Source organism: Phycicoccus duodecadis (assembly GCF_002846495.1).
In the GTDB taxonomy this organism is placed as follows: Bacteria; Actinomycetota; Actinomycetes; order Actinomycetales; family Dermatophilaceae; genus Phycicoccus; species Phycicoccus duodecadis.
On sequence record NZ_PJNE01000001.1, the window covers coordinates 142,630 to 165,839 of the forward strand.

Below are 23,210 nucleotides of genomic sequence, written 5' to 3' on the forward strand. Positions count from 1 at the left end.
CTCAGCAAGGAGAATCTTGTGCGATCGACCCCCAGCTCGGCCGTGGGCCTGCACCGCGTCGTCGACCCTGCGGGGGCCTCGCTGCCCCAGGCGGCCCGGGTCCTCGACGCCGGCCCGGAGCTGTGGCCCGACGAGGTGCGCGTCGACGTCGAGACCCTCAACCTGGATGCCGCGTCCTTCCGGCAGCTGTCCGAGAAGCACGCCGGCGACGGCGCCGCGGTGCGGGCCGAGGTGCTCGCCATCGTGGCCGAGCGGGGCAAGATGCAGAACCCGGTCACCGGCTCGGGCGGGATGCTCGTGGGCACCGTGGCCGAGGTCGGCCCGGAGTCGCCGCTGGGGCTGGCTGTGGGGGATCGGGTGGCCACGCTGGTGTCGCTGTCGCTGACGCCGCTGGTCATCACCGACGCCCTGGCCCGGTGGGACGGGCGCTCCGAGCGGGTGCCGGCCGAGGGGACGGCCGTCCTCTTCGGGCGCTCGATCGCCGCGAAGCTCCCCGAGGACCTCTCGGCCGACCTGTCGCTGATGGTCATGGACGTGTGCGGCGCGCCGGCGCTGGTCAGCCGCGTGGTGCGCGAGCACCTGGCGCGGGGGAGCGCACCCACGGTGGCGGTCCTCGGGGCAGCCGGCAAGTCGGGGTCGCTGTCGCTGGCGGCCGCGCGGGCCTCCGGGGCGGGGCGGCGCATCGGCGTCGTCCCGTTCGAGGCGGAGGCGGCCGTGCTGCGCACCACCGGGCTGGCCGACGAGGTCGTCATCGCCGACGCCCGCTCGCCGCTCGGGCTCTCGGAGGCGGTGGCCGCGGCCGGGGGACCGGCCGACGTCACCGTCGTCTGCGTCGACGTGCCCGGATGCGAGCAGCCGGCGGTGCTCGCGACGGCCCAGGGCGGCACCATCATCTACTTCTCGATGGCCACCAACTTCGCGGCGGCGGCGCTGGGGGCCGAGGGGCTGGCCGCCGACGTGCGGATGCTCGTGGGCAACGGCTACGTGCCCGGGCACGCCGAGTACGCGCTCGAGCTGCTGCGCGGCGACGACGCCGTGCGCGGGCTGTTCGAGGCGCGTCTCACGGAGGGCTGAGCCCCACCCCGTCCCGCCGCCCCCGCGGACCTAGAGTGGCGCCCGTGCCGACGACCCTCTTCCGCCGTGGACGCCTCTCGACCCCCGAGCACCAGGCGGCCACCGCCCTGGTCGTCGGCGACGACGGGCGGGTCGCGTGGATGGGCGACGAGGACGGGGCCGACCGGCACGCCGACGCGGTGGACGTCGTGCACGACCTGGGCGGGGCCCTGGTGCTGCCGGGGTTCGTCGACGCTCACGCGCACGTGTCCCACACCGGCCTCGGGATGCGCGGGGTCGACCTCGCCGGCACGCGCACCGTGACCGAGGCGCTCGACCTCATCGCTGCGGCCGTGCGGGCGTCCCGGGGCCGGCCGGTGTTCGCCCACGGCTGGCAGGAGCAGGACTGGACGCGCGAGCGAGCCATGACGGCACGGGAGCTCGACCGGGCCAGCGCGGGCGGGGTGGTCTACGCGTCGAGGATCGACGGGCACTCGGCCGTGGTGTCGTCGGCGCTGGCGGCGGCGTCGGGCGCGGCGGCGCTGGACGGGTGGAGCGCGTCGGGGTTCGTCGTCCGCGACGCCAAGAACGCGGCCCGCGCCGCCTTCGACGCGGCGCGTACCCCGGCCGGCCGGCGCGACGACATCGAGACCGCGCTGCGCGCCGCCGCCGCGGCCGGCATCGTCTCGGTGCACGAGTGCGGGGGGCCGCTGCTGACCTCGGCCGAGGACTTCGCCGACGTCCTCGACCTGGGGCGCCGCGGCGACCTGCCGGGCGTCATCGGGTACTGGGCCGAGGCGGTGACCGAGCCCGAGCAGGCGCGGGCGCTGATGGCGCTGCACGGCGCCCACGGCCTGGCCGGTGACCTCAACATCGACGGCTCGATCGGCTCGCACACCTGCCTCCTGCGCGACGACTTCGCCGACGCCCCGGGCGTGCGCGGCACCGCCTACCGTGACGTGGCCGGGGTGCGCGACCACGTGGCGGCCTGTGCTGCGGCCGGGATCACCAGCGGCTTCCACGTCATCGGGGACGCGGGGATGGACCTGGTCCTCGAGGGTTTCGTGCGGGCCGCCGAGCTGGTGGGGGATGCCGCGGTGCGCGCGTCACGGCCCCGGCTCGAGCACGCCGAGATGATCGACGACGCCGGCATCGCCACCATGGCGCGACTCGGCATCGGGGCCAGCGTGCAGCCCGCCTTCGACGCCTACTGGGGTGGCCGCGAGGGGATGTACGCCGAGCGGCTCGGCGCCGACCGGGGCGTGGCGACCAACCCGCTGCGCTCGTTCGCCTCGGCGGGGGTGCGCCTCGCGATGGGCTCGGACTCGCCCGTCACGCCGTTCGCCCCGTGGGCCGGGGTACGCGCCGCCGTCGAGCACCGCGACGAGTCCCAGCGGCTCGACCCGGCGACGGCTCTCGCGTCGCACACCGCCGGGGGCTGGGGCCTGGCTGGGGTCGAGGGCGCGGGAGTGCTGCGCGTCGGCGCGCCGGCCTCGTTCGCCGCGTGGTCGGTGGCCGAGCTCGGGCTCGCCGGCCTGCCCCGTCTCGGCGGCGGCCTGCCGCTGCCCGAGTGCTTGCTCACCGTCCGCGACGGCGTGACCCTTTTCGACAGCCGAGCCTGACCCCAGCAGTCGTTCGACCTGTCCCGATCACGTGGTGTGCAGGTGACAGGGCACCGAGGCCGGCAACCCGGCCTGGGTGCCGCCGGTCAGAACGGGGGAGGTGCTGCCGCGGCGGCGAGCGTTGGCTCAGCCGGCGTCGGCAGGAGGCGGTGGGTGGGTTCGGTGGCGCGGCGCGTGCCGGAGGGGCTGGTCCAGGTGAGGGTGCCGTCGGGGTCGAGGGTGGGGTGCCAGCGGCCCTGCTGCTTCAGCCGGTGGTGCCGTCGGCACAGGCACGCCAGGTCGGTCGGTGAGGTGGCGCCTTGGGGCCAGGGTTTGGTGTGGTCGAGGTCGGTGTACTCGGCGCGGCGGGTGCAGCCCCACATCCGGCAGGTCCCGTCCCGGGTGGCCACGAAGTCCCGCATCGCCTTGTTCGGTCGGTAGGCGCTGGTGGTCAGGGAGGCGAGGGTGCCGGTGTCGGCGTCGAGGACGGCCCGGGCCACGTCCATGGGGAGAACCTTGAGGAGGTTGGCGACGGTGGCGGCGTCGACCCAGCCGAGGCCGGGCAGCTGCGTCCCGGAGACCGCGAACCCCGGTGCGACTTGGGCCATGGGTGTCGGGGTGAGGTCCGGGTCCACGGTCATGGTCGTGGTCTCGAACAGCCGCTGCGCCTCCGGGGGGAGGTCGGCGAAGCGGGTCTCCTCGCCGGTGTAGGCGTCGATGACCGTGTCGTCGTCGGCCCAGGGCACCTCGATGGTCTCGACGAGCTCGGGTTCGGGCGCGGGGCGGTCGGTGACCACCGGCATGCCCAAGGTGACCGAGGCGGTGACGGTCACGTTGCGCAGCAGCAGGTCCCCGAACGCGTCGGCCCGCGCCTCGGACAGGGTCAGGGTGTCGTCGATCTGCCGGTACTCCCCGGCGAGCTGCTCGGTCGCCGCCCAGGCCGCGGCCACGGTCGCCGTCGGCAGGAGGGCGTACACGTCAGTCAGGCCGTCCGGGCCCGGTCGGACCTCGACGGTGCGGGAACGGCGGGTCTTCGAGACCTGCGCGGCGACCTGCTCGGCCGCGACCCGCGTCGCGACCCGGCGCACGTGCGCGGTCACCTGGGCCGGGTCCAGCTCCGCCAACCGGCCGGCGACCTCGGCATCGACCCGCCCGCACGCCTCGACGTCCAGCCCGGCACAGGCGTCGACCACCTTGTGCGCCGTCGCGGCCGCCACATCCCCCGCGAGGACCAGGTCACGCACCAGCGGGAACCGCTCACCCAACGCTGCCCCGAGGTGCACCTTCCTCCCCGCCAGCCCCTCCGTCAGACCGGCCTCCAGCGCGACGAGGCTCGCCGCCATCTGGTCCACGTACCCCACCGGGTGAACCCGCTCCACCGGCCCGTCACCGGAGAGCCGGACCTCGACCCGAGCCCCCAACGCGGCCGCGACACCCTGGGCGCCCTCGGCCGCGTTCACGACTCCCTGCAGCTCTCCGGCCAGCTCGTAACACTCCACCGCATCCAGCCCGCGGCCGTGCTCGGCCAGCGCACGCCCCAGCGCCGCGATCTCCGCGCGCGCGGCCGCGATACGGCTGCTGAGCTGCCCCCTGTCCATGGGGAAATGATACCCGAACACGCGTACGAAGACAAGGATGAATCCACAAGTGTTCGCCTACAGCAGAACCACATTCGTACCCTCGGCCACACCGCGACAACCCCGCTCGCGGCTCCGAGAACGACCCCTCACGCCCCCTCGGAGGCCCCTGGCGAACCCGCCGGACCCGCCACCGGACCGCTCCGCCGCGCCTCCCACTCCGAACGCAGCAGCGCGTGCGTGTACCCGTCGACCCACCCCAGCTCGGCGTGCCACGAGTCCTGCACGCCGTGCTGCTCGCGCCGCATCCCCACCTTCTCCATGAGCTTCCACGACGCGATGTTGTCGGCGAAGCAGCCGGCCGTCACCCGGTGCAACCCCAGCTCGCCGAAGGCCACCGCGAGCAGCTCGCGCGCGACCGCGGTGCCGTAGCCGCGGCCCCAGACCTCGGGTGACAGGTTCCACCCCAGCAGGCCCTCCGCCCTGCGGTGTGCACTCCCGCCGTCCTGGCCCATCCCGTCCGCGACCTCGAGGTAGCCCATCCCCACCGCCTCACCGGCGAGCAGCACGACGCACGAGTGGTCGTCCGGGTCGCGTTCGCCGCGCAGCCGGGTCCGCATGGCCTCCTCGTCGACGTCCGTCCGCAGCAGCCAGCGGGTCACCTCCGGCCGGCGGCGCCACCGCAGGACCCCGTCGACGTCCGACTCCACGGGCGGCCGCAGGACCAGGTCGCCGACCCGCCGCGGCCAGGTGACGGGGGAGGAGCCGGGGGAGGCGGCACGGGCGCCGGGCGGTGCGGTCACGCCGCCATCCAACCGTGTGCCATCGCGACGGGCGACCGGATGGCGACCGCCAAGCCATCCGACGCCCCGCCGGCACCTCACTGGCAGAGGATCTCCGGCCACACCCCGAGGATGCTGCAAGTCCTGCGGCTCCGTTGCTAGATTGACGCCGTGTCTACGCGCCGCCCCGCCCTCCTCGACCTCGACCCCGCCGTCGTCCGGCGCGCCCGACGGCTCGCCCGCACCGCCGGCAAGCCCGTCGTCGACCTCGCGAAGGCCCACACCACCGTCTCGGTCGAGCGCGCCACCCTGCGCCTGGCCGGCCTCGGCGGCGCCGACCACGAGGGCACGCCGTGGGTGAACCACCTCGTCGACGCCGTGCGCTCCGGCCCCGGGCTCGAGCACGGGGTCACCACGCCGGTCTGGGACGCCCTGCGCCGCGGCGAGGCCCCCGACCTGCTGACCCTCGCGCAGAAGGCCAGCAGCGGGGGAGTGGCCTTCCGCCTGCCCGAGGGTCGCGACCTCACCGCCAGCCGCAAGGCCGCCCGCAGCGCCGTCGCCAAGGGCATCCGCGCCGTCGACGCCCAGCGCCGCACCCGCGAGCGGATGGTCGCGAAGATCGGCGACGCCCCGCGCACCCCCTGGATCTACCTCATCGTCGCGACCGGCGACATCCACGAGGACATTCCGCAGGCCCAGGCCGCCGCGCGCGAGGGCGCCGACGTCATCGCCGTCATCCGCTCCACCGGCCAGAGCCTGCTCGACTTCGTCCCCGAGGGCGCGACCCGCGAGGGCTACGCCGGCACCTACGCCACCCAGGAGAACTTCCGGCTGATGCGGGCCGCGCTCGACGAGACGAGCAGGGAGCTCGGCCGCTACGTGCGCCTGACCAACTACGCCAGCGGCCTCTGCATGCCCGAGATCGCCGCCCTGGCCGGGCTCGAGCGGCTCGACATGATGCTCAACGACTCGATGTACGGCATCCTCTTCCGCGACATCAACCCCATCCGCACCTTCGTCGACCAGCGCTTCAGCCGCCAGGTCCACGCGCGCGCCGGCATCATCATCAACACCGGCGAGGACAACTACCTCACCACCGCCGACGCCGTCGAGTCCGCCAACACCGTCACCGTCAGCCAGCTCCTCAACGAGTACTTCGCCAAGGAGGCCGGCCTCGAGGACTGGCAGCTCGGCCTCGGGCACGCCTTCGAGATCAACCCCGACCTGCCCGACAGCTTCCGGATGGAGCTCGCCCACGCCCTCCTGGCGCGCCAGCTCTTCCCCGACGCGCCCCTGAAGTGGATGCCGCCGACCAAGCACATGACCGGTGACGTCTTCCGCGGCTACCTGCTCGACGGGTTCTTCAACCTCGTCGGCGCGATGACCGGGCAGGGCATCCTGCTGGTCGGGATGATGACCGAAGCGGTCGTCACCCCCTGGCTCTCGGACCGCGACCTGGCCCTGCAGAACGTGCGCTACGTGATGGAGGCCGCGGGCGGGCTCACCGAGGACTTCCACCCACCGCGCGACGGCTTCATCCAGACCCGGGCCCGCCAGGTGCTCTCGGAGGCCGTCGACCTGCTCGACGAGATCGTCTCGGACACCTCGACCCGCGGTACCGCCCACCCGCAGCCGCTGCTGGCCGCCATCGCCGACGGCACCTTCGGGGCGATGAAGCGCCCGCCCACCCAGGGCAAGGGGCTCGACGGCGTGGTGGTCAAGGCCGACGGCTACGACAACCCCGCCACGACCCTCCTCGAGGAAGGGGCCACCCGATGAGCGACACCGAGCGCGGCCCACTGGTGCGCCCGTACGGCGACACCACCGGCGACGGGATGGTGCAGGTCTCCTTCACCCTGCCGCTGCCGCACGACAAGCGGGCCGAGGGCGCCGCCCTCCAGCTGGCCGCGAAGATGGGGATGAGCCCGGCGCTGCTGGTGCACGCCAAGCCGATGGGCCCCGACTTCACGTTCTTCGTCGTCTACGGCTCCGTCACCCACCTGGTCGACCTGCGCGAGGTCCACGTCGTCGAGCGCGAGTTCCCGCTGCTGACCTCGGCCGAGGTCAACCAGGCGGTGCGCACCCACCTCAAGCGCAAGCTCGTCGTGGTCGGCGCCTGCATCGGCACCGACGCGCACACCGTCGGCATCGACGCCATCCTGAACATCAAGGGCTTCGCCGGCGAGAAGGGCCTGGAGTACTACCGCGAGCTCAAGGTGGTCAACCTCGGCGCCCAGGTCCTCGTCCCCGAGCTGGTCGCCAGCGCCCGCGAGGTCGGGGCCGACGCCGTCCTGGTCTCGCAGGTCGTCACCCAGAAGGACGCCCACATCCACAACACCACCGCGATGTCGGCCGCCTTCCGCGAGGCGTTCCCGGCCGGGCAGGTGCCGCTGCTGGTCGTCGGCGGCCCGCGCTTCGAGGAGGGCTCCGCCCAGGCGCTCGGGGTCGACCGGGTCTTCGGGCGCGGCACGACCCCCGGCGAGGTCGCGTCCTATCTCGTCCACGAGCTCGTGGCCTCCCGCACCAGCCCCGACCCCCGAGGAGAGCAGCGATGACCCGCGCCGAGGTCGGCACCACCGTCATCCACCGTTGGTACGTGCCGTACAGCCATGCCCACTACGCCGGCAACCTGGTCGACGGCGCCTACAGCCTCGCGGCCTTCGGCGACGTCGCCACCGAGCTGTGCATCCGCACCGACGGCGACGAGGGGCTCTTCGCGTCCTACTCCGACGTGCAGTTCGTCGCGCCGGTGCGGGCCGGCGACGTCATCGAGATCGAGGCCCGCCTCGTCCGGGTCGGCACCCGCTCGCGGGAGATGGCCTTCGAGGTGCGCGTCGTGGGCCGCGGGGCCCCCGAGCGGGGTGCATCGGCAGCCGACGTCCTCGACCCTCCGCTGGTCGCCACCACCGCCCGTGGGGTCGTGGTCGTCCCTCCAGCCGGGTGACCTACCGTGAGCGCGTGCACCACGCGCTCCGGTTCCCGTCCCGCCTGTTGACGGCGGTGGCCGCGGGGCTCTGTCTCTGGCTCGCGTTCCCCACCCACGACCTGTGGTGGCTCGCACCCGTGGGCGTGGCCCTCCTCGGCGCCGTGACGCTGCGGGCCGGCGGCCCCCAGGGGTTCCTGCTCGGCCTCGTCGCCGGCGTGGCGTTCTTCGTGCCCACCCTGTCCTGGTCGGGCGTGTACGTGGGTGAGGTGCCGTGGTTCGCCCTGGCGGGGCTCGAGGCCCTCTACGTCGGGCTCCAGGGCGCCGTCACGGGCTTCGCGGGACGCCGCCTGGCGGCCGCCGGCCACCTGCGGGCCGCGTACGCCCTGGTCCCGGTCGGCTGGGTCGTACAGGAGTGGGCCCGCTCCACCACGCCCTACGGCGGCTTCCCGTGGGCCCGCCTCGCCTTCAGCCAGGCCGACAGCCCGCTGCTGCCGGTGGCCCGCTGGCTCGGCGCCCCCGGCGTGACGTTCGCAGTGGCGCTCGTGGGGATGCTGCTCCTGGGCGCCGTGGTCGGGCTGGCGCACGGCCCCCGGCTCCTCGCCCCGGTGGCCCTGCTGCTGGCGGCCGCCGTGCTGCTCGCGCCCCTGGCCATCCACCTCCCCACCGACGGGCGCACCGAGGCCGTGGGCTTCGTGCAGGGCGACGTGCCGAAGGCCGGCCTCGACTTCAACTCCCAGCGCCGCGCCGTGCTCGACAACCACGTGGCGGGCACCGAACGCCTCGCCGAGACGGCACCCGACGACCTCACCCTCGTCGTCTGGCCCGAGAACGCCTCCGACATCGACCCGCTGCGCAACATCGACGCCGCCGAGCAGGTGCGCCGCGCCCTCGAGGCCGTCGGCACCCCGATCGTCGTGGGTGCCGTCCTGGCCGAGCCCGTGGGAGCCAACTCCAACGTCTCGCTGTTCTACACCGGCCCGGGCGACATGGACCCGCAGCGCTACACCAAGCTCCACCCGGTGCCGTTCGCCGAGTACATCCCGCACCGCGAGTTCTTCCGGATGTTCTCCTCGGCCGCCGACCTGGCGGGCAACTTCGTGGCCGGGACGACCATCGGGGTCTTCCGGGTGCCGGCCCCCGGCGGGGAGTACGCGGCGCTGCCGACCATCTGCTTCGAGGTGGCCTACGACGGCCTGATGCGCGACAGCGTGGCGGCAGCGGGCTCGACCGACTCGCTGATCATGGTGCAGACCAACAACGCCACCTTCGGCTACACCGCCGAGTCCGAGCAGCAGTTCGCCATCTCGCGGCTGCGGGCCGTCGAGCACGGGCGCAGCGTGGTGCACGTCTCGACGGTGGGGGTCTCGGGGTTCGTCGCCCCCGACGGCACCGTCACCCAGAAGACCGGGCTCTTCACCGCCGACCAGCGGGTGGGCCGCCCGGTGCTGCGCTCCGAGCGCACCCCGTCGGACCGGCTGGGGGAGAGCCCCCAGGTCCTGGCCGGCGCCGTGCTGCTCCTGCTCGTGCTGGCTGGGGTCCGGGACGGCCGCCGCGTTAGGGTGGCGCGAGAGCTTCGACCCACCGAGGACCACGACGTTGCCTGACACCACCCGACCGCCCCTGACGCGCGTCGCCGTACTGATCCCCACGTACAACGAGCACGACACGCTCCCCGCGGCCGTGCACGGTGTCCGTCGGCACGTGCCGGACGCCCACGTGGTGGTCCTCGACGACGCCTCGCCCGACGGCACCGGCGACGTCGCCGACGCCCTCGCCGCCGAGGACCCGCACGTGCACGTCATCCACCGGGCCGGCAAGGAGGGGCTGGGCGCCGCCTACCTCGCCGGCTTCCGCTGGGCCCTGGATGCCGGGTACGACGCGCTGGTCGAGATGGATGCCGACGGCTCCCACCGCCCCCAGGACCTGCCCGCCCTCATCGCCGCCGCGCGCGACGCCGACGTCGTCATCGGCTCGCGCTGGGTGCCCGGCGGCCGGGTCGTCAACTGGCCCGTGCACCGCAAGGCCCTCTCGGTCGGCGGCAACGTCTACGTGAAGATGCTGCTCGGGATGCCGGTCAACGACGCCACCGCGGGCTTCCGGGTCTACCGCGCCGACGCGTTGCGCGCGATGGGCCTCGAGGACGTCGCCTCGCAGGGCTACTGCTTCCAGGCCGACCTGACCTGGCGGGCCGTGCGCGCCGGGCTGCGGGTGGTCGAGGTGCCCATCACCTTCGTCGAGCGCGAGGTCGGCGACTCCAAGATGAGCGGCGACATCGTCGCCGAGTCGCTGCGCCGCATCACCGGCTGGGGCGTACGGCACCGGGCGCGCCAGCTGCGCGGCGTCCTCGACCGCCCGGAACGCTGGCAGGAGCTGTGAGCCACCCCGGCGCCACCCCGTCCGTGGCGCGCTGGCGGCGCGGCCGGGTCCTGCGCTGGGTCTTCGTGGCGCTGCTGCTGGTGCCGCTGCTCGAGGTCGTCGTCATCATCGCCGTGGGGCGGGCCATCGGGGGCTGGCCCACGTTCGGGCTCCTCCTGCTCGAGTCGCTGCTCGGGGCCGTCATCGTGCGGCGCGAGGGCGCCCGCACCTGGGCGGCGCTGCGCGACGCGCTGCGCAGCGGCCGGATGCCGAGCCGCCAGCTGGCCGACGCGGCCCTGGTGCTGGTCGGCGGCACGCTGCTCCTCGCCCCGGGGTTCATCACCGACGCCGTCGGGCTCTTCCTCATCCTGCCCGCCACCCGGCCCCTGACCCGGCGCTGGCTCGAGGCGCTGGTGGCGCGGCGACTGCTGGGGTCGTTCGGCGGCTGGCCGGGTGGGGGTCCGGGTGGGCCGCCGGAGGTCGTCCAGGGCGAGGTCGTCGACTGACACGACGACGCGCCGGCCCCCGATGGGTGACCGGCGCGTGCTGTCGCGGGGTGGACGCGTCAGGCGGTCTTCTTCTTGACCTTCTCGCCGCGGGACTCGCGCAGCAGCGTGAGCCGCTCCTCCAGGAGCTCCTCGAGCTCGGGGATGGAGCGCCGCTCGAGCAGCATGTCCCAGTGGGTGCGCTGCGGCTTGACGGGCTTGGACTCCGGCTGCGGGCCCCCGCCCTGGAGCTTGGCCTCGGCACCGCAGCGGCACTCCCACACCGCGGGCACGTCGGCCTCGACGGAGAAGGGAAGCTCGATGCTGTGGCCGTTGGGGCACAGGTAGGTCGTGATCTGGCGCTCCGAGGGGACGACGTTCTGGTCCGTCTCCATGCTGAGGGCGCCGAGGCGGCTACCGCGCAGGCTGCGTTCTGCCATGGGTGTCTCCCGAGATGGTGGATGTCCCGGACCGGAAGCTCTCGGTCGGGTCAGTACTGAGAGAACGTGCGCACGGGGTTCGTTGTTCCGACCCCGAACGGTTGGGTGCAGGGAGTGTGACTCGTGTCACACTCCGGACCCGAGGACCTCAGACGACCCGGGGCAGCTCGTTGCCGGCGTCCAGTATGCCCTGTCGCACGTCGACCCGGCGCAGCACCACGTATCCCAGCACGAAGAACACGATGAGCGCCACGATCGCCGGGCGGTAGGAGTCGGTGAGCTGGTGCACGAGGCCGAAGGTGAGCGCACCGAACCAGGACGTCCCGCGCTCCATCGCCTGGTAGAAGGCGAAGAACTCGGCCTCGCGGGCCCGGGGGACCAGCTGCGAGAACAGCGAACGGCTCAGGGCCTGGCTGCCGCCCAGGACGATGCCGATGAGCACGCCGAGCGCGACGAACGGCACGAACGCCTTCTCGGGGAGGAAGTAGGCGGCCACGACGATCACCGACCACCCGACCAGGCTGCGCAGGATGGTGCGCCAGGCACCCCACCGCCCGGCCAGCCACCCGAAGAGCAGGGCGCCCCCGAAGGCGACGAACTGCACCATCAGGATGAGGGCGATGAGCTGGCTCTGGCCGAACCGCAGCTGCTCGGCGCCGTAGAGGCTGCTCGAGGAGATGACGGTCTGGATGCCGTCGTTGAAGAACAGGTAGGCGAGCAGGAACAGCAGGGTGTTGGGGTAGGCCCGCAGGTCGCGGAAGGTGTGCCCGAGCTGGGTCAGGCTGCCGCGGACGATGCCGGCCTGCGGGGCGTCGGTGAGGGTCGTCGCCGCGGCGCCGCGCAGGTTCCACATCCCGATGACGGGGATGAGGGTGAACCCGGCCCACCAGAGGCCGGCCGACAGGAGGCTGATCCGGACGGCCATGCCGGTGTCGACTCCGATGAGGGAGGGTTTGCTGACGATGACGAGGTTCACGGCCAGCAGCAGGCCGCCGCCGAGGTAGCCCAGCGCCCAGCCGCGGCTCGAGACCTTGTCCCGGTCGTCGGGCCGTGCGATGCGGCACAGGATGGCGTCGTAGACGACCAGCGAGGCGCCCAGGCTGATCGAGGCGATGATCATCATCAGGGCGCCGTAGCGCCAGCCGCCGCCGGTGAGGAAGAACAGCCCGATCGCGGCCGCCGAGCCCACCCAGGCGAAGATCCCCAGCAGCCGGGCCGGGCGGGCGGTGCGGTCGGTGATGGCCCCGACGAACACCAGCAGGACGGCGGAGACGACCGTCGCGAGGGTGACGGTGTACGGCGCGACCGACCCGGGGTCGAGCGGAGCCGTGAGCACGAGGACCGCGGTGACCAGCGCCAGCGGCACCATCAGGGCCGACGGGCGGTAGGGGAGCGTGGTGTCGCGCGCGTAGGCGACCAGGGACACCACCAACGCCAGCAGCAGGACGACGACCGCGGCCATCGCGGTCCCCGGTACCCACCCCGGCAGCCCGGAGGCGGCGGGCACGACGTACAGGTCGGAGGTGCACCGGGCGTCGGAGGCCAGTCCCGGGCAGGCGGCCTCCTTGGCCACCGTGGTGAGGTAGGGGCCGAAGAGGACGGTGCCCACCGTGGTCACGAAGGCGGAGTTGGCCCAGTCGTACCAGTACCAGGGACGGTGATACCGAGCGGTGTCGGCGTAGACGTCCGTGGCGGACTGCGTCGTCATGGGCCGAAGCGTTCCACAGGAGGGCCCCGCGGCGCGCCAGGTCGTGGTACTCAGATCGCCCGCGTCACCGGTGGCCCGGGTGCGTGCGTCGGCGGGGCGGGCTCAGCCCGCGTACTCCCAGTGCCACGGCTCCGGCAGGCTGCCGCCGGCCTCGGCCCACGCAGGGTGGAACCAGCCGTAGAGGGGGGCGTTCTGCCGCATCCAGTGGTGGGCGGCCGAACCGAAGTCGTCGATGCCGCCGCACAGGTCGACCGCACGGCCGAGGCCGTGACGGCTGGTGCCCGGAGTGGCAGCGAACCGGCCGCGGGTGCCCTTGATGGAGACCTGCTCGGGCAGCGAGCGGTAGGAGTCGGTGATGCACAGCGGCGTGCCGGTCTGCGCGGCGTAGGCCTGGCTGAGGGCGCTGAACGACGCGGCGGCGGCGGGGGAGAGGCGCTCGCCGGGGGCCCCCCACACCGGGCACAGGGCGGTGGCCGGGAACATCCCGTTGGGGTACAGGCCGGTGTCGTCACTGCACGGCTTGCCCACGTGGGCACTCTCGACGACAGCGGCGCTCAGGGCGTTGCGCAGGCGCTCGGCAGCGGCCTGGGCGGCGCCCGACCGGGCTCCGACCAGGATGCTGGCCACCGGCCCGGCCTTCTCGACCTCGGCGACCTGGAGCTTGCGGAGCTCCCCGATCTTGGCGCCCTGCACGGTCATCAGGCCGTCGAGGCGGGCCTTGTCGGCCGCGATCTTGACCCGGGCGTCGTGCGCGGTCCGCTCGGCGGCCTCGGCGGCGGCGGTGAGGCGCACCTGCTCGGCGGTGAGGTAGCGGACCATCTGCAGTGCGCGGGTGCGCTGGTCGGTGAGGTACGAGAGGTCGCCCAGCGGGTCGCCGACGCGGTCGTCGTCGGACTCCATCGCGTCGAACATCCCGGTGATGTCGGCGTCATTGCCACCGCCGGAGTAGACGTCGAAGACCCAGTCCCGCACGATGGCCCGGGCCGCGGCCAGCCGGCCTTCGAGCGCGGTGAGGTCGGTGCGGGCGGTGTCGGCGTCCTGCTGCGCGACCCGCTCCCGGTCGGTGGCCGAGGCCAGCGACTCCAGCAGGGTGTTGGACTGGTCCGAGAGCGCGTCCATGGCCTTCGTCTCGACCGCGACCTGGGAGCTCGAGCCCTCGAGGAGGGCGGAGATGCGGTTGGCCTCGGCCACCTGAGCCTCGAGGTCGATGCCCGCGAGCGGCGCCGGGTGGTCGGGCTCGGCGTGGCCGCCGTCGGGACCCGGAGGGGGCGGCGTGATGGTGGTCGGCGAGGGGCTGGGGGAGGGGCTCGTCGGGGTCGCCGAGCTGCCCGTGGCGCTGGGGGTGGGGCTCGAGTACTCCTGCACGAGGCTGGGAGCCGGGGCCGGCAGCACTCCCGCGGTGGCGGGGCCGGCGGACAGGGCGGCGACGGCCCCGGTCGTCGCCAGGAAGGCGGCGCCCCGGAGGACCACGGCGTTCCGTTGGAACGGACGTACCACGAAGATCGAGTCCCATCTGTGTCGGACCAGCGGTCCGGAGGTGCTCCCTGCTGCGCACCCGCGTCCACCATAGGCACATGGGCCGGTGGTCCACGAGGGGTAGGAGGTCAGGGTCGGCCGATCGGATGGGTCAGAGCGTCCCATCGGCCACATCCGTCGCACCGGTGCGGTGTCGTCCACAGGGTCGCCGCGGCGGGTCGGTCGTCCACAGATCCGCCGGGGGAGGGGCGGGCGCCCACCGGGGTGCGCCACGGTGGGGACCGGACGAGACGAGAGGAGCGGTCGTGGACGCTGACGAGGTGGGCCCGGGCGACGAGAACGCCGTGCGGCTGGCGGGCCGGGTGACGGGGGTGGCCCCAATCAGGGTGCTGCCCAGCGGGGACGCGGTGCAGACGGTGCGGGTGACGGTGGGCCGGCCGGCGCGACGCGGTGAGGCCGGCCGGGCGGCGGTCGACGCGATCGACGTCGCCTGCTGGACGGCACAGACACGTCGGGTGGCGGGGCGGCTCGGGGTCGGTGACCGGGTCGAGGTGGAGGGAGCGCTGCGCCGCCGGTTCTTCCGCACCGGCGCGGGTGCGGCCAGCCGCTACGAGGTCGAGGCGGGGCGCATCCGCCGGACCCGGTCCGTCACGACCGCTCGCGCAGCATCCCCTCCATCAGGGTGATCTCTCTGGTCTGCGCCGTCGCGATGGCGCCGGCCAGGGTGCGCACCTCGCGGGTGCGGGCCTGGGCCAGGGCGGCGTCGGCCATCTCCACCCCGCCCTGGTGGTGCGCGATCATCAGGCGCAGGAAGATCCGGTCGGCGTCCACGCCGCGGGCCCCGCGCAGCGCGTCGAGCTGGGCCTCGGTGGCGAGGCCGGGCATCGGCGCTCCGGCCTCGACGTGGGCGGGGTGCTCGCCGCCGACCCAGGCCATGGGGGCGGCCGGGCCGGTCTGCGGCAGCCCCCACTGCACCAGCCACCCGTACATCTGACCCGCCTGCTGCTGCTGGCTGGTGGCGATGTCGTAGGCCAGGGTGCGCACGGCCGGGTCGGTGCTCTCGTCGCGGACGATGAAGGCCATCTCGACGGCTTGCCGGTGGTGGGTCTGCATGTCGCGCGCGAACCCGGCGTCGGCGCCGAAGTCGGTCACCGAGGTCTGCGATGTCGCGCGGACCACCAGCAGCGTCCCGGCGACCCCGGAGACCAGGGCCAGCAGCGCGACGAGCACCGTCACGCCCCACCGGGCCGAGCGGGCGGGTGGGGGCTCGACGTCGACGAGGTCGTCGGTCACGGGGAGGGGGTGGCGCCGGAGGTGGCCGCGGCGTCGGTGCCGTCGGTGCCGTCGGTGCAGGCGGCACCCGGCTCCGGGGTCTGCGGGCCCTGGCGGTACGCGCGGATGAACTGCTCCAGGCGGGGGTCGTCGACGCCGGTCAGCGTGAGCTGCTTGCCCCAGGCCGAGGCGACGACGGGCGCGGTCAGGCCCGGGTACGGCGAGACGACCATGTACTCGCCGGGGACGCTCTCGGTCAGCGTCCTCACCTGGTCGGCCGGAAGGTCGGGGCGGTAGGTGACCCAGACGGCGCCGTGCTCGAGGGCGTGCACGGCGTTCTCGTTGGGCACCGGCTTGGTGTAGATCCCGCAGTTGAGCCACACCGGGTCGTGGTCGCCACCGACCGGCGGGGTCTGCGCGTACGTCACCTGTGTCGTCACGTGGTTCGCGGTGACCTCGTAGCTCTTGACGGCGTCCAGGGTCGGGCGCGACGACACGTCGCGGGCGATGGTGACGCCGACGACGCCGGCGATGACCAGGACGACGGCCGCGGTCCCGGCCACGAAGGCGATCCTGGTGCGGCGTTCCTTGGCCTGCTGGGACTTCTTCAGCTCGTCGAGGGCGGCGCGGGACGGTCGCGATGACGGGGACACGGGGAGGCTCCTGGGGTGGGTCGGGGGCGTCGCCCCGACAGCGAACGAGGAACCGGAGGAGTTCCCGTCGTGGCAGACCGACACCGACACAGCCGCCCTGGACCGGCCTCCCGCAGAACGCCGATAATCGACATTATGTCATTATCCCCGAGCAGGGCCCGTCCCCCGGCTCACCAGGGGCTCGGCCGGAAGTCCTTGAGGAAGCAGCCGTACAGGTCCTCCCCGGCCTCGCCCCGCACCACCGGGTCGTAGACGCGCGCGGCGCCGTCGACCAGGTCCAGCGGTGCGTGCCAGCCCTCGTCCGCCAGACGCAGCTTCTCGTCGTGCGGTCGCTCGTCGGTGATCCACCCGGTGTCGACGGCCGTCATCAGGATGCGGTCGGTCTCGAACATCTCGCCGGCCGAGGTGCGGGTGAGCATGTTGAGCGCGGCCTTGCTCATGTTGGTGTGGGGGTGCCCGGGGCCCTTGTAGCGCCGTGAGAACTGCCCCTCCATCGCACTGACGTTGACGACGTAGGCCCGGCGGGCCCCGGCGCGCACCGCGGCCCGCATGGAGGCGCGCAGGCGGGAGACCAGCAGGAACGGCGCGGTCTGGTTGCACAGCTGCACCTCGAGCAGCTCCAGCGGGTCGACCTCGTCGACGTGCTGGGTCCAGGAGTTGGTCGCGGCCAGGTCGGGCAGCAGTCCCCCGGCGTCGACCGCCGTCCCGGCCCGGTGCCGCGCGACCGTCGCGCTGTCGGCGCTCAGGGCGACGGCGCTCAGCTGCGCGGCCGTCCGGGCGGCCAGGGCATGGGCGGGGCTCTCGCCGTCATGGTGCGCGACGGCGTGCTCGCGCAGGGCTCCGGCGATCGCGACCGGGTGGGCCTCGCTGACCCGGTCGAACGTCACCATCTCCGGAAGCCGCTCCCCGGTCGGCAGCGGCGCCGACTCGAGCTCGACGAGCTGCGCGTACGCCCCGGGACTGCGCCGCACCGTCTGGCACGCGTTGTTGACGAGGATGTCGAGCGGACCCGCCGCGGCGACCTCGTCGGCCAGCGACACCACCTGGGTGGGGTCGCGCAGATCGATGCCCACGACCTTCAGCCGGTCGATCCAGTCCGGGGCGTCCTCGAGCGCCGCGAACCGGCGCACCGCGTCGTGCGGGAACCGGGTGGTGATGGTCGTGTGCGCGCCGTCACGCAGCAGCCGCAGGGCGATGTACATCCCGATCTTGGCGCGGCCCCCGGTCAGCAGCGCTCGCCTGCCGGTGAGGTCGGTGCGCTGGTCGCGCTTGGCGTGCGACATGGCCGCGCACGAGGGGCAGAGCCAGTGGTAGAACGCATCCACCTGGTGGTAGTCGCTCTTGCAGATGTAGCAGCCCCGCGGCTTGAGCAGCGTGCCGGCCACCGCCCCGCGGGCGCTGGACACCAGCGGGATGCCGCGGGTCTCGTCGTCGATCCGCTGGCGCGCGCCGGTCGCCGTCGCCTCGGTCACCGCCCGGTCGTGGGCCACCTCGGCGGCCCGCGCCGCGGCCTTGCGGTCCTTGCGGACCGCCTTGTACATCGCGCCGGTGGCGCGCTTGACGGTCTGGATGTCCGGATGGTGCGGCGGCAGCTCGTGCAGGGACCCCAGCACCCGCAGCACGACCGCGAGGTCGTCCGCGGCGATGCCGTCGGCCCGCCGCTCCCAAGTCGCCTCGGAGGTGTCGTCGGGGCTCGGCGGGTCGGGCGTCGTCACCGGTCGAGCCTAGGCGCAGGCGCGTGGGGCCCGGACCATAGGCTGGCTGGGTGACCGCGACGAACCCCCACGGCCAGCCGGTCGGCGACCCCGTCGACTGGCACGGGGCCGAGGCCCCGGGCCCCGTCGTCCTCACCGGCCGGTTCGTGACCCTCCGGCCGCTGGTGGCTGACGACGCCGGCGCGGTCGCCAAGACCCTCGGCGCGCACCCCGAGCTCTGGACCTACCTGCCCTGGGAGCCCGCGACCACCCCGGCCGCCGCCCTGGCCACCATCGAGGCCGCGGCTCGGCCCCCGCTGGGCACGTCGTTCGCCGTCGACTCCCCCGCCGGCGCCTTCCTGGGCCGGGTCGACCTGATGCGGGCCGACCCCGCCCGCGGCACCATCGAGGTCGGCGCCGTCCTCTGGTCCCCCGCGCTGCAGCGCACCCGGGCCGCCACCGAGACCCAGCTGCTGCTGGCCGAACACGTGTTCGACACCCTGGGCTACCGCCGGTACGAGTGGAAGTGCGACAGCCTCAACGCCCCGTCCCGGGCCGCCGCGCTCCGCCTGGGCTTCACCGAGGAGGGCACCTGGCGCAACGCGCTCGTCACGAAGGGCCGCAACCGCGACACCACCTGGTTCTCGGTGACCGACACCGAGTGGCCGGCGGTCGGGGCCGCGCTGCGGGCGTGGCTGGCCGACGACAACATGGACGACGACGGGCGCCAGCGGCGTTCCCTCGCCGACATCCGCGCGGCCCTCGCGTGAGCGCCTCTCCCCTGCCGCTGGGCTACGAGAACCGCACCGGCCGGGGCCGCGGCGTGCTGACCCGCGCCCTCGGCAGCGTGCTGCCCGGGGTGCGCCGGGTCAACGACCAGGTCGAGCCGTACGCCCGCGCCTGGACCGCGCACAACACCGCCGCCCTGCGCACCCCCGGCCGCCGCTGGGTGGTGCTGGGCGACTCGATGTCGCAGGGCGTGGGTGCCTCGGCGTGGGACGCCGGCTGGGTCGACCAGCTCGCGGGCCTGCTGGCGGCCCGCGGGCATCCCCTCGTGGTGGTGAACCTGTCGGCCACCGGCGCCCGGACGCCCGACCTGCTCGAACAGCAGCTGCCGGTGCTGCGGGCCCTGCCGCCGGCCGTCGGCACCGACCGGCCCGACCTGGTGACCGTGATGATCGGCTCGAACGACCTGTTCGCCGGCCCCGCCTCCCGGCAGGGGCTGCCCGACGCCTTCGCCGCGATGGTGGCGGCCCTCCCCCGCGGGGCCGTGGTGGCCACGCTCCCCCAGCCCCGCGAGGCGGCGCGGCTGGCCAACCGACACCTCGAGGACGCCGCCCACCGCGGCGACCTCACCGTCGTCGACCTGCGCACCGACGGCCCCAGCAGCTGGCGGGGTCGGCTGGCCTCGGACTTCTTCCACCCCAACGACGCCGGGTACGCCGAGATGGCCAAGCCCTTCCTGCCGGTGGTGCTGCGTGCCCTCGAGTCGCCGGGGCGGACCCCAGCCAGCCCGCCGGGGTGAGCCTCAGAGCACCTTGGAGAGGAAGCTCCGGGTGCGCTCGTGCTGCGGGTCGGCGAGCACCTGCTTGGGGTCGCCCTCCTCGACGATGACCCCGCCGTCCATGAACACCAGGTTGTCGCCGACCTCGCGGGCGAAGCCCATCTCGTGCGTGACGACCATCATCGTCATGCCGTCGGAGGCCAGGTCCTTCATCACGTCGAGCACGTCGCCGACGAGCTCGGGGTCGAGGGCCGAGGTGGGCTCGTCGAAGAGCATCAGGTCGGGCGACATCGACAGCGCCCGCGCGATGGCGATGCGCTGCTGCTGGCCGCCGGAGAGGTGCGCCGGGTAGGCGTCCTCGCGCTCGGCCAGCCCGACCTTCGCGAGGTTGGCGCGCGCGATCTCGACGGCCTCGCTGCGGCTGCGCTTCTTGACCCGCATCTGGGCGATGGTCAGGTTGTCGAGGACCTTCAGGTGCGGGAACAGGTTGAACTGCTGGAACACCATCCCGATGCGGCTGCGCAGCGCGTCGAGGTGCACGTCGGGGTCGGTGACCTCGACGCCCTCGACGAAGATCTTGCCCGAGGTGGGCTCCTCGAGCCGGTTGACGCAGCGCAGGAGGGTGGACTTGCCCGAGCCCGACGGCCCGATGACGCAGGCCACCGAGCCGCGCGCCACGCGGAAGTCGATGCCCTTGAGCACCTGGTTGTCGCCGAAGTACTTGTGCAGGTCCTGCACGTCGATGGCGGGTGCGGTCTCGTCGACGGTGATCTCGGTCATCAGCGCGCCCTCTCGGCTCGGGCTTCCATGCGCCGGACGACGATGGAGAGCGGGACGGTGATGATGAGGTAGCAGAGTGCGGCCACCGTGAGCGGGGTCAGGTTGGCCTCGTCGTTCAGGCCCTCACGGCCGAACTTGGTCAGCTCGTAGGCCGACACCGACAGCCCCAGCACGTAGACCAGCGAGGAGTCCTTGGTCAGGAGGATCAGCTCGTTGGTCAGCGGCGGCAGGATGATGCGGAACGCCTGCGGGATGACGATCGAGACCATCGCCCGGCTCTGGGTCATGCCGAGCGAGCGGGCCGCCTCGACCTGGCCCTTGGGCACCGCCTGGATGCCCGCCCGGATCGTCTCCGCCATGTAGGCGGCGCCCACCAGGCCGAGCGCGATGGTGACCGTGCCGAACGTCCCGCCCGGGAGCTGGCGCCCCGGGAAGGCCGTCGGCAGACCGAAGTACAGGCCGATGAACACGATCAGGGCCGGCACCCCACGGAAGAACTCGATGAACCCGGTGGCCAGCCACCGGTACGGGCCCACCGACGACAGCCGCATCAGGGCCAGCACGAGCCCCAGCACCAGGCCGAACACGAACGCCCCCAGGGTGTAGAGGACGGTGTTCTTCAGCGCGAGCGTGATGACCTCGGGGAACTGCTTGGCGACCAGGGCCGGCTCGAGGAAGGCGGCCTTGAGCGTCGCCCAGTCGGCGGTGAACGCGAGAACGAGCACGAGCACCACCAGCACCGCGTACTGGATCGCGCGGCTGACCTGGGCACGCTTGCGCGGGGTCATCGCCATGTGTGGCTCCTGGGGTCGAGCGGGTCCGGGCGGGACGAGACGGATCAGCTCTTGGGCTCGGTGCCGAACCAGGTCTTGTAGGTGGCGTTGTAGCTGCCGTCGGCCTTGGAGTCCTTGAGGACCTTGTTGATGGAGGCCAGCAGCTCGGGGTTCTTGCCCTTCTGCACCGCGAAGCCGTACTGCTCACCGGTCTGGAACTCGGCCGTCACGAAGGTGTCGGGGTTCTTCTTGGCGAAGTCGAGCAGCGGGCCGTTGTCCTGGATGACGGCGTCGACCTGGCCGGTGGTGAGGGCGGTGGTCTGCAGGCCGAGGTCCTCGAAGGACTTCAGCTCGACGGTCTTGGGCGCCTTGTCCTTGGCGTAGAGCTCACCGGTGGTGCCCGACATCACCGCGAGGGACTTCCCGGCCAGCGCCTCGAGGGAGTTCAGGCTCTTGTCCTTGGTGAGCAGCGCCTGGGTGGCGTCGAAGTACGGGTCGGAGAAGTCGATGGCCTTCTGGCGCTCGGGGGTGATCGTCATGCCGGCGGCGGCGATGTCGCAGGTGCCGCTGTTGAGCGCCTGGCCCGACTGGATGCCCTCGAAGCCGGTGACCGTGACGGCCATCTTCAGGCCGTTGGCCTCGGCCACCTTCTTCATCAGGTCCATGTCGAACCCGACGACCTCGTTGCCCTTCTTGAACTCGAACGGCTCGTAGGGCAGGGAGGTGCAGACGGTGAGCTGCCCGTCCTTGATGACCTTCACCCCGCTCTTGGTCGTCGTGGTGTCCGTGGCACAGGCGGAGAGGCCCAGGGCGAGAGTGCCCACGGCGATGGCGGAGGTCATGAGGCGCGTGTTCATGACCTGCACCCTAGGGGCGTCGGCTCACCGGGTCACGCTCCTGCAGGTCTCGTCTCTACAACGTGTCGCACCTGCGGCCCCCGTAGGCTGTGGCTCGATGCAGTGCGACTACTACGACGCCGGTGCCTGCCGGTCGTGCTCCCTGATGGGGACTCCCTACGAGCGCCAGCTGGCCGACAAGCAGCGGCACGTCGAGGACGTCCTGCGCACGACGGCCGCCGAGGTGCAGTGGCTGCCCGCGATCCGGTCCCGCGAGAGCGCGTTCCGCAACAAGGCCAAGCTCGTGGTCGGCGGCCGCGCCGGGGCGCCGACACTGGGCATCCTGGATGCCGACGGGCGCGGCGTCGACCTGCGCGAGTGCGGGCTCTACGAGCCGGGACTGGCCGCGACCTTCGACGCGGTGCACCGCGTCGTCGCCGAGCTCGGCATCGCGCCCTATGACGTCCCCGGGCGCTCGGGCGAGCTGAAGTACGTGGTGCTCACCCACTCCCCCGACGGCGAGCAGCTGGTGCGCTTCGTCGTCCGCTCGCGTCAGGGGCTCGAGGCCGTGCGAGCCGGGCTCCCCCGGCTGCGGGCCGACCTGCCCACCGCCCGGGTCGTGACCGTCAACCTGCACCCGGAGCACAAGGCGGTGCTCGAGGGCGAGGAGGAGATCGTCCTCACCGACGAGCGCGAGCTCGCGATGCGCCTCGGCGCGGTGACGCTGCGGCTGGGTCCGCGCGCGTTCTTCCAGACCAACACGGCGGTGGCGCGGGCGCTCTACGCGCAGGCCAGCGAGTGGGCGGACGCCGCGGCGCCGCGCACCGTGTGGGACCTCTACTGCGGTGTCGGCGGGTTCGCCCTCCACCTGGCCGCCGAGGGCCGGCGGGTGGTCGGCGTTGAGACCGCCGCCGACGCCGTGGCCGCCGCGTCGGCCGCCGCGCTCGACGCGCCCGGCGATGTCACCTTCCACGTGGGTGACGCGACGAGCGTCACCCCACCGGGCCCCTCCCCCGACCTGGTCGTCGTCAACCCGCCGCGGCGCGGCATCGGGGCCGGCCTCGCCGGTTGGCTGGAGGCCGGCAGCGCGGGCCACGTCGTCTACTCGAGCTGCAACGTCGACACCCTGGCGCGTGACCTCGCGGCCATGCCGTCGCTGCGCCCGGTGGCCGCCCGGGTCGCCGACATGTTCCCGCAGACCCGGCACGTCGAGACCGTCCTCCTGCTCGCCCGGCGCGGGGTCGAGGTGCCTTAACGCGGGGTTGACGCCTCCTTGACGCGGCGCCCGGCCGACG

At 73.5% G+C, this 23,210-nt stretch carries 23 protein-coding genes; 12 read left to right on the forward strand and 11 right to left on the reverse strand.

Annotated features, from left to right (window positions below):
* Positions 1-18: 18 nt before the first annotated feature.
* Together kdd and ATL31_RS00700 are read left to right on the forward strand one after the other, a co-directional pair.
* Positions 19-1,074 (forward strand): L-erythro-3,5-diaminohexanoate dehydrogenase, encoded by a 1,056-nt coding sequence (gene kdd / locus ATL31_RS00695; RefSeq protein WP_101394080.1) that lies wholly within the window; start codon positions 19-21, stop codon positions 1,072-1,074.
* A gap of 44 nt (positions 1,075-1,118) precedes the next feature.
* Positions 1,119-2,675 carry an amidohydrolase gene (locus ATL31_RS00700; protein WP_245861807.1) on the forward strand — a complete coding sequence of 519 codons (1,557 nt, stop codon included), beginning with the start codon at positions 1,119-1,121 and terminating at the stop codon, positions 2,673-2,675.
* A gap of 86 nt (positions 2,676-2,761) precedes the next feature.
* On the opposite strand, the gene ATL31_RS00705 is transcribed toward ATL31_RS00700, so the two are convergent.
* Positions 2,762-4,252, reverse strand: coding sequence for an HNH endonuclease signature motif containing protein (locus ATL31_RS00705; RefSeq protein ID WP_101394082.1), 1,491 nt, complete (start codon positions 4,250-4,252; stop codon positions 2,762-2,764).
* Positions 4,253-4,380: 128 nt separating this feature from the next.
* Positions 4,381-5,034 carry a GNAT family N-acetyltransferase gene (locus ATL31_RS00710; protein ID WP_211283939.1) on the reverse strand — a complete coding sequence of 218 codons (654 nt, stop codon included), beginning with the start codon at positions 5,032-5,034 and terminating at the stop codon, positions 4,381-4,383.
* 150 nt (positions 5,035-5,184) lie between these two features.
* Between ATL31_RS00710 and kamD the strand changes: the two genes are divergently transcribed.
* Genes kamD through ATL31_RS00740 form a run of 6 tightly spaced genes read left to right on the forward strand, consistent with a single transcriptional unit; the run spans position 5,185 to position 10,800 of the window.
* The gene (gene kamD, locus ATL31_RS00715) at positions 5,185-6,792 is read left to right on the forward strand and encodes a lysine 5,6-aminomutase subunit alpha (RefSeq protein WP_101394083.1); all 1,608 of its coding nucleotides are present in this window, start codon (positions 5,185-5,187) and stop codon (positions 6,790-6,792) included.
* Positions 6,789-7,568: a lysine 5,6-aminomutase subunit beta gene (gene kamE / locus ATL31_RS00720; protein WP_055812700.1), complete on the forward strand. Its 780-nt coding sequence runs from the start codon at positions 6,789-6,791 to the stop codon at positions 7,566-7,568. The genes kamD and kamE overlap by 4 nt, the downstream gene beginning before the upstream one ends.
* Positions 7,565-7,957: a 3-aminobutyryl-CoA ammonia lyase gene (gene kal / locus ATL31_RS00725; RefSeq protein ID WP_101394084.1), complete on the forward strand. Its 393-nt coding sequence runs from the start codon at positions 7,565-7,567 to the stop codon at positions 7,955-7,957. The genes kamE and kal overlap by 4 nt, the downstream gene beginning before the upstream one ends.
* 14 nt (positions 7,958-7,971) lie before the next feature.
* Entirely contained in the window at positions 7,972-9,543 is a 1,572-nt protein-coding gene (gene lnt / locus ATL31_RS00730) for an apolipoprotein N-acyltransferase (protein WP_101394085.1), read from the forward strand.
* Entirely contained in the window at positions 9,536-10,315 is a 780-nt protein-coding gene (locus tag ATL31_RS00735) for a polyprenol monophosphomannose synthase (protein ID WP_101394086.1), read from the forward strand. Before lnt ends, ATL31_RS00735 begins: the two co-directional genes overlap by 8 nt.
* The gene (locus tag ATL31_RS00740; RefSeq protein WP_245861808.1) at positions 10,312-10,800 is read left to right on the forward strand and encodes an FxsA family protein; all 489 of its coding nucleotides are present in this window, start codon (positions 10,312-10,314) and stop codon (positions 10,798-10,800) included. The genes ATL31_RS00735 and ATL31_RS00740 overlap by 4 nt, the downstream gene beginning before the upstream one ends.
* 59 nt (positions 10,801-10,859) lie before the next feature.
* Here ATL31_RS00740 and ATL31_RS00745 read toward each other — a convergent pair whose 3' ends face one another.
* From ATL31_RS00745 to ATL31_RS00755, 3 genes are all read right to left on the reverse strand, one after another.
* On the reverse strand, positions 10,860-11,219 hold the full coding sequence (locus tag ATL31_RS00745) for an RNA polymerase-binding protein RbpA (RefSeq protein ID WP_101394087.1): 360 nt from the start codon (positions 11,217-11,219) through the stop codon (positions 10,860-10,862).
* 148 nt (positions 11,220-11,367) lie between these two features.
* A complete protein-coding gene (locus ATL31_RS00750; RefSeq protein ID WP_101394088.1) occupies positions 11,368-12,927 on the reverse strand; it encodes an MFS transporter in 1,560 nt (519 codons plus the stop codon).
* 102 nt (positions 12,928-13,029) lie between these two features.
* A complete protein-coding gene (locus tag ATL31_RS00755) occupies positions 13,030-14,397 on the reverse strand; it encodes a M15 family metallopeptidase (protein ID WP_101394089.1) in 1,368 nt (455 codons plus the stop codon).
* A gap of 311 nt (positions 14,398-14,708) precedes the next feature.
* Here ATL31_RS00755 and ATL31_RS00760 point away from each other — a divergent pair, with 311 nt between their 5' ends.
* Positions 14,709-15,089: a single-stranded DNA-binding protein gene (locus ATL31_RS00760; protein WP_245861809.1), complete on the forward strand. Its 381-nt coding sequence runs from the start codon at positions 14,709-14,711 to the stop codon at positions 15,087-15,089.
* Here the strand turns inward: ATL31_RS00760 and ATL31_RS00765 are convergent.
* From ATL31_RS00765 to ATL31_RS00775, 3 genes are all read right to left on the reverse strand, one after another.
* Positions 15,052-15,696: a DUF305 domain-containing protein gene (locus tag ATL31_RS00765; RefSeq protein WP_245861810.1), complete on the reverse strand. Its 645-nt coding sequence runs from the start codon at positions 15,694-15,696 to the stop codon at positions 15,052-15,054. The genes ATL31_RS00760 and ATL31_RS00765 overlap by 38 nt on opposite strands.
* A complete protein-coding gene (locus ATL31_RS00770) occupies positions 15,693-16,328 on the reverse strand; it encodes a thioredoxin-like domain-containing protein (RefSeq protein WP_101394090.1) in 636 nt (211 codons plus the stop codon). Before ATL31_RS00770 ends, ATL31_RS00765 begins: the two co-directional genes overlap by 4 nt.
* A 170-nt stretch (positions 16,329-16,498) precedes the next feature.
* Positions 16,499-18,043 carry an SDR family NAD(P)-dependent oxidoreductase gene (locus ATL31_RS00775; protein WP_425440316.1) on the reverse strand — a complete coding sequence of 515 codons (1,545 nt, stop codon included), beginning with the start codon at positions 18,041-18,043 and terminating at the stop codon, positions 16,499-16,501.
* A 50-nt stretch (positions 18,044-18,093) separates the two neighbouring features.
* Here ATL31_RS00775 and ATL31_RS00780 point away from each other — a divergent pair, with 50 nt between their 5' ends.
* Together ATL31_RS00780 and ATL31_RS00785 are read left to right on the forward strand one after the other, a co-directional pair.
* Positions 18,094-18,792 (forward strand): GNAT family N-acetyltransferase, encoded by a 699-nt coding sequence (locus ATL31_RS00780; RefSeq protein ID WP_101394091.1) that lies wholly within the window; start codon positions 18,094-18,096, stop codon positions 18,790-18,792.
* Positions 18,789-19,547, forward strand: a complete 759-nt coding sequence (locus ATL31_RS00785; RefSeq protein ID WP_101394092.1) for an SGNH/GDSL hydrolase family protein — start codon at positions 18,789-18,791, stop codon at positions 19,545-19,547. The genes ATL31_RS00780 and ATL31_RS00785 overlap by 4 nt, the downstream gene beginning before the upstream one ends.
* A 3-nt stretch (positions 19,548-19,550) precedes the next feature.
* On the opposite strand, the gene ATL31_RS00790 is transcribed toward ATL31_RS00785, so the two are convergent.
* Genes ATL31_RS00790 through ATL31_RS00800 form a run of 3 tightly spaced genes read right to left on the reverse strand, consistent with a single transcriptional unit; the run spans position 19,551 to position 21,936 of the window.
* A complete protein-coding gene (locus tag ATL31_RS00790) occupies positions 19,551-20,306 on the reverse strand; it encodes an amino acid ABC transporter ATP-binding protein (protein WP_170062482.1) in 756 nt (251 codons plus the stop codon).
* Complete coding sequence (locus tag ATL31_RS00795) at positions 20,306-21,100, reverse strand: amino acid ABC transporter permease (RefSeq protein WP_101394094.1); 795 nt, start codon at positions 21,098-21,100, stop codon at positions 20,306-20,308. Before ATL31_RS00795 ends, ATL31_RS00790 begins: the two co-directional genes overlap by 1 nt.
* 44 nt (positions 21,101-21,144) lie before the next feature.
* A complete protein-coding gene (locus tag ATL31_RS00800) occupies positions 21,145-21,936 on the reverse strand; it encodes a transporter substrate-binding domain-containing protein (protein ID WP_101394095.1) in 792 nt (263 codons plus the stop codon).
* 97 nt (positions 21,937-22,033) lie between these two features.
* Here ATL31_RS00800 and ATL31_RS00805 point away from each other — a divergent pair, with 97 nt between their 5' ends.
* The gene (locus ATL31_RS00805) at positions 22,034-23,170 is read left to right on the forward strand and encodes a methyltransferase domain-containing protein (RefSeq protein WP_101394096.1); all 1,137 of its coding nucleotides are present in this window, start codon (positions 22,034-22,036) and stop codon (positions 23,168-23,170) included.
* Positions 23,171-23,210 lie beyond the last annotated feature (40 nt).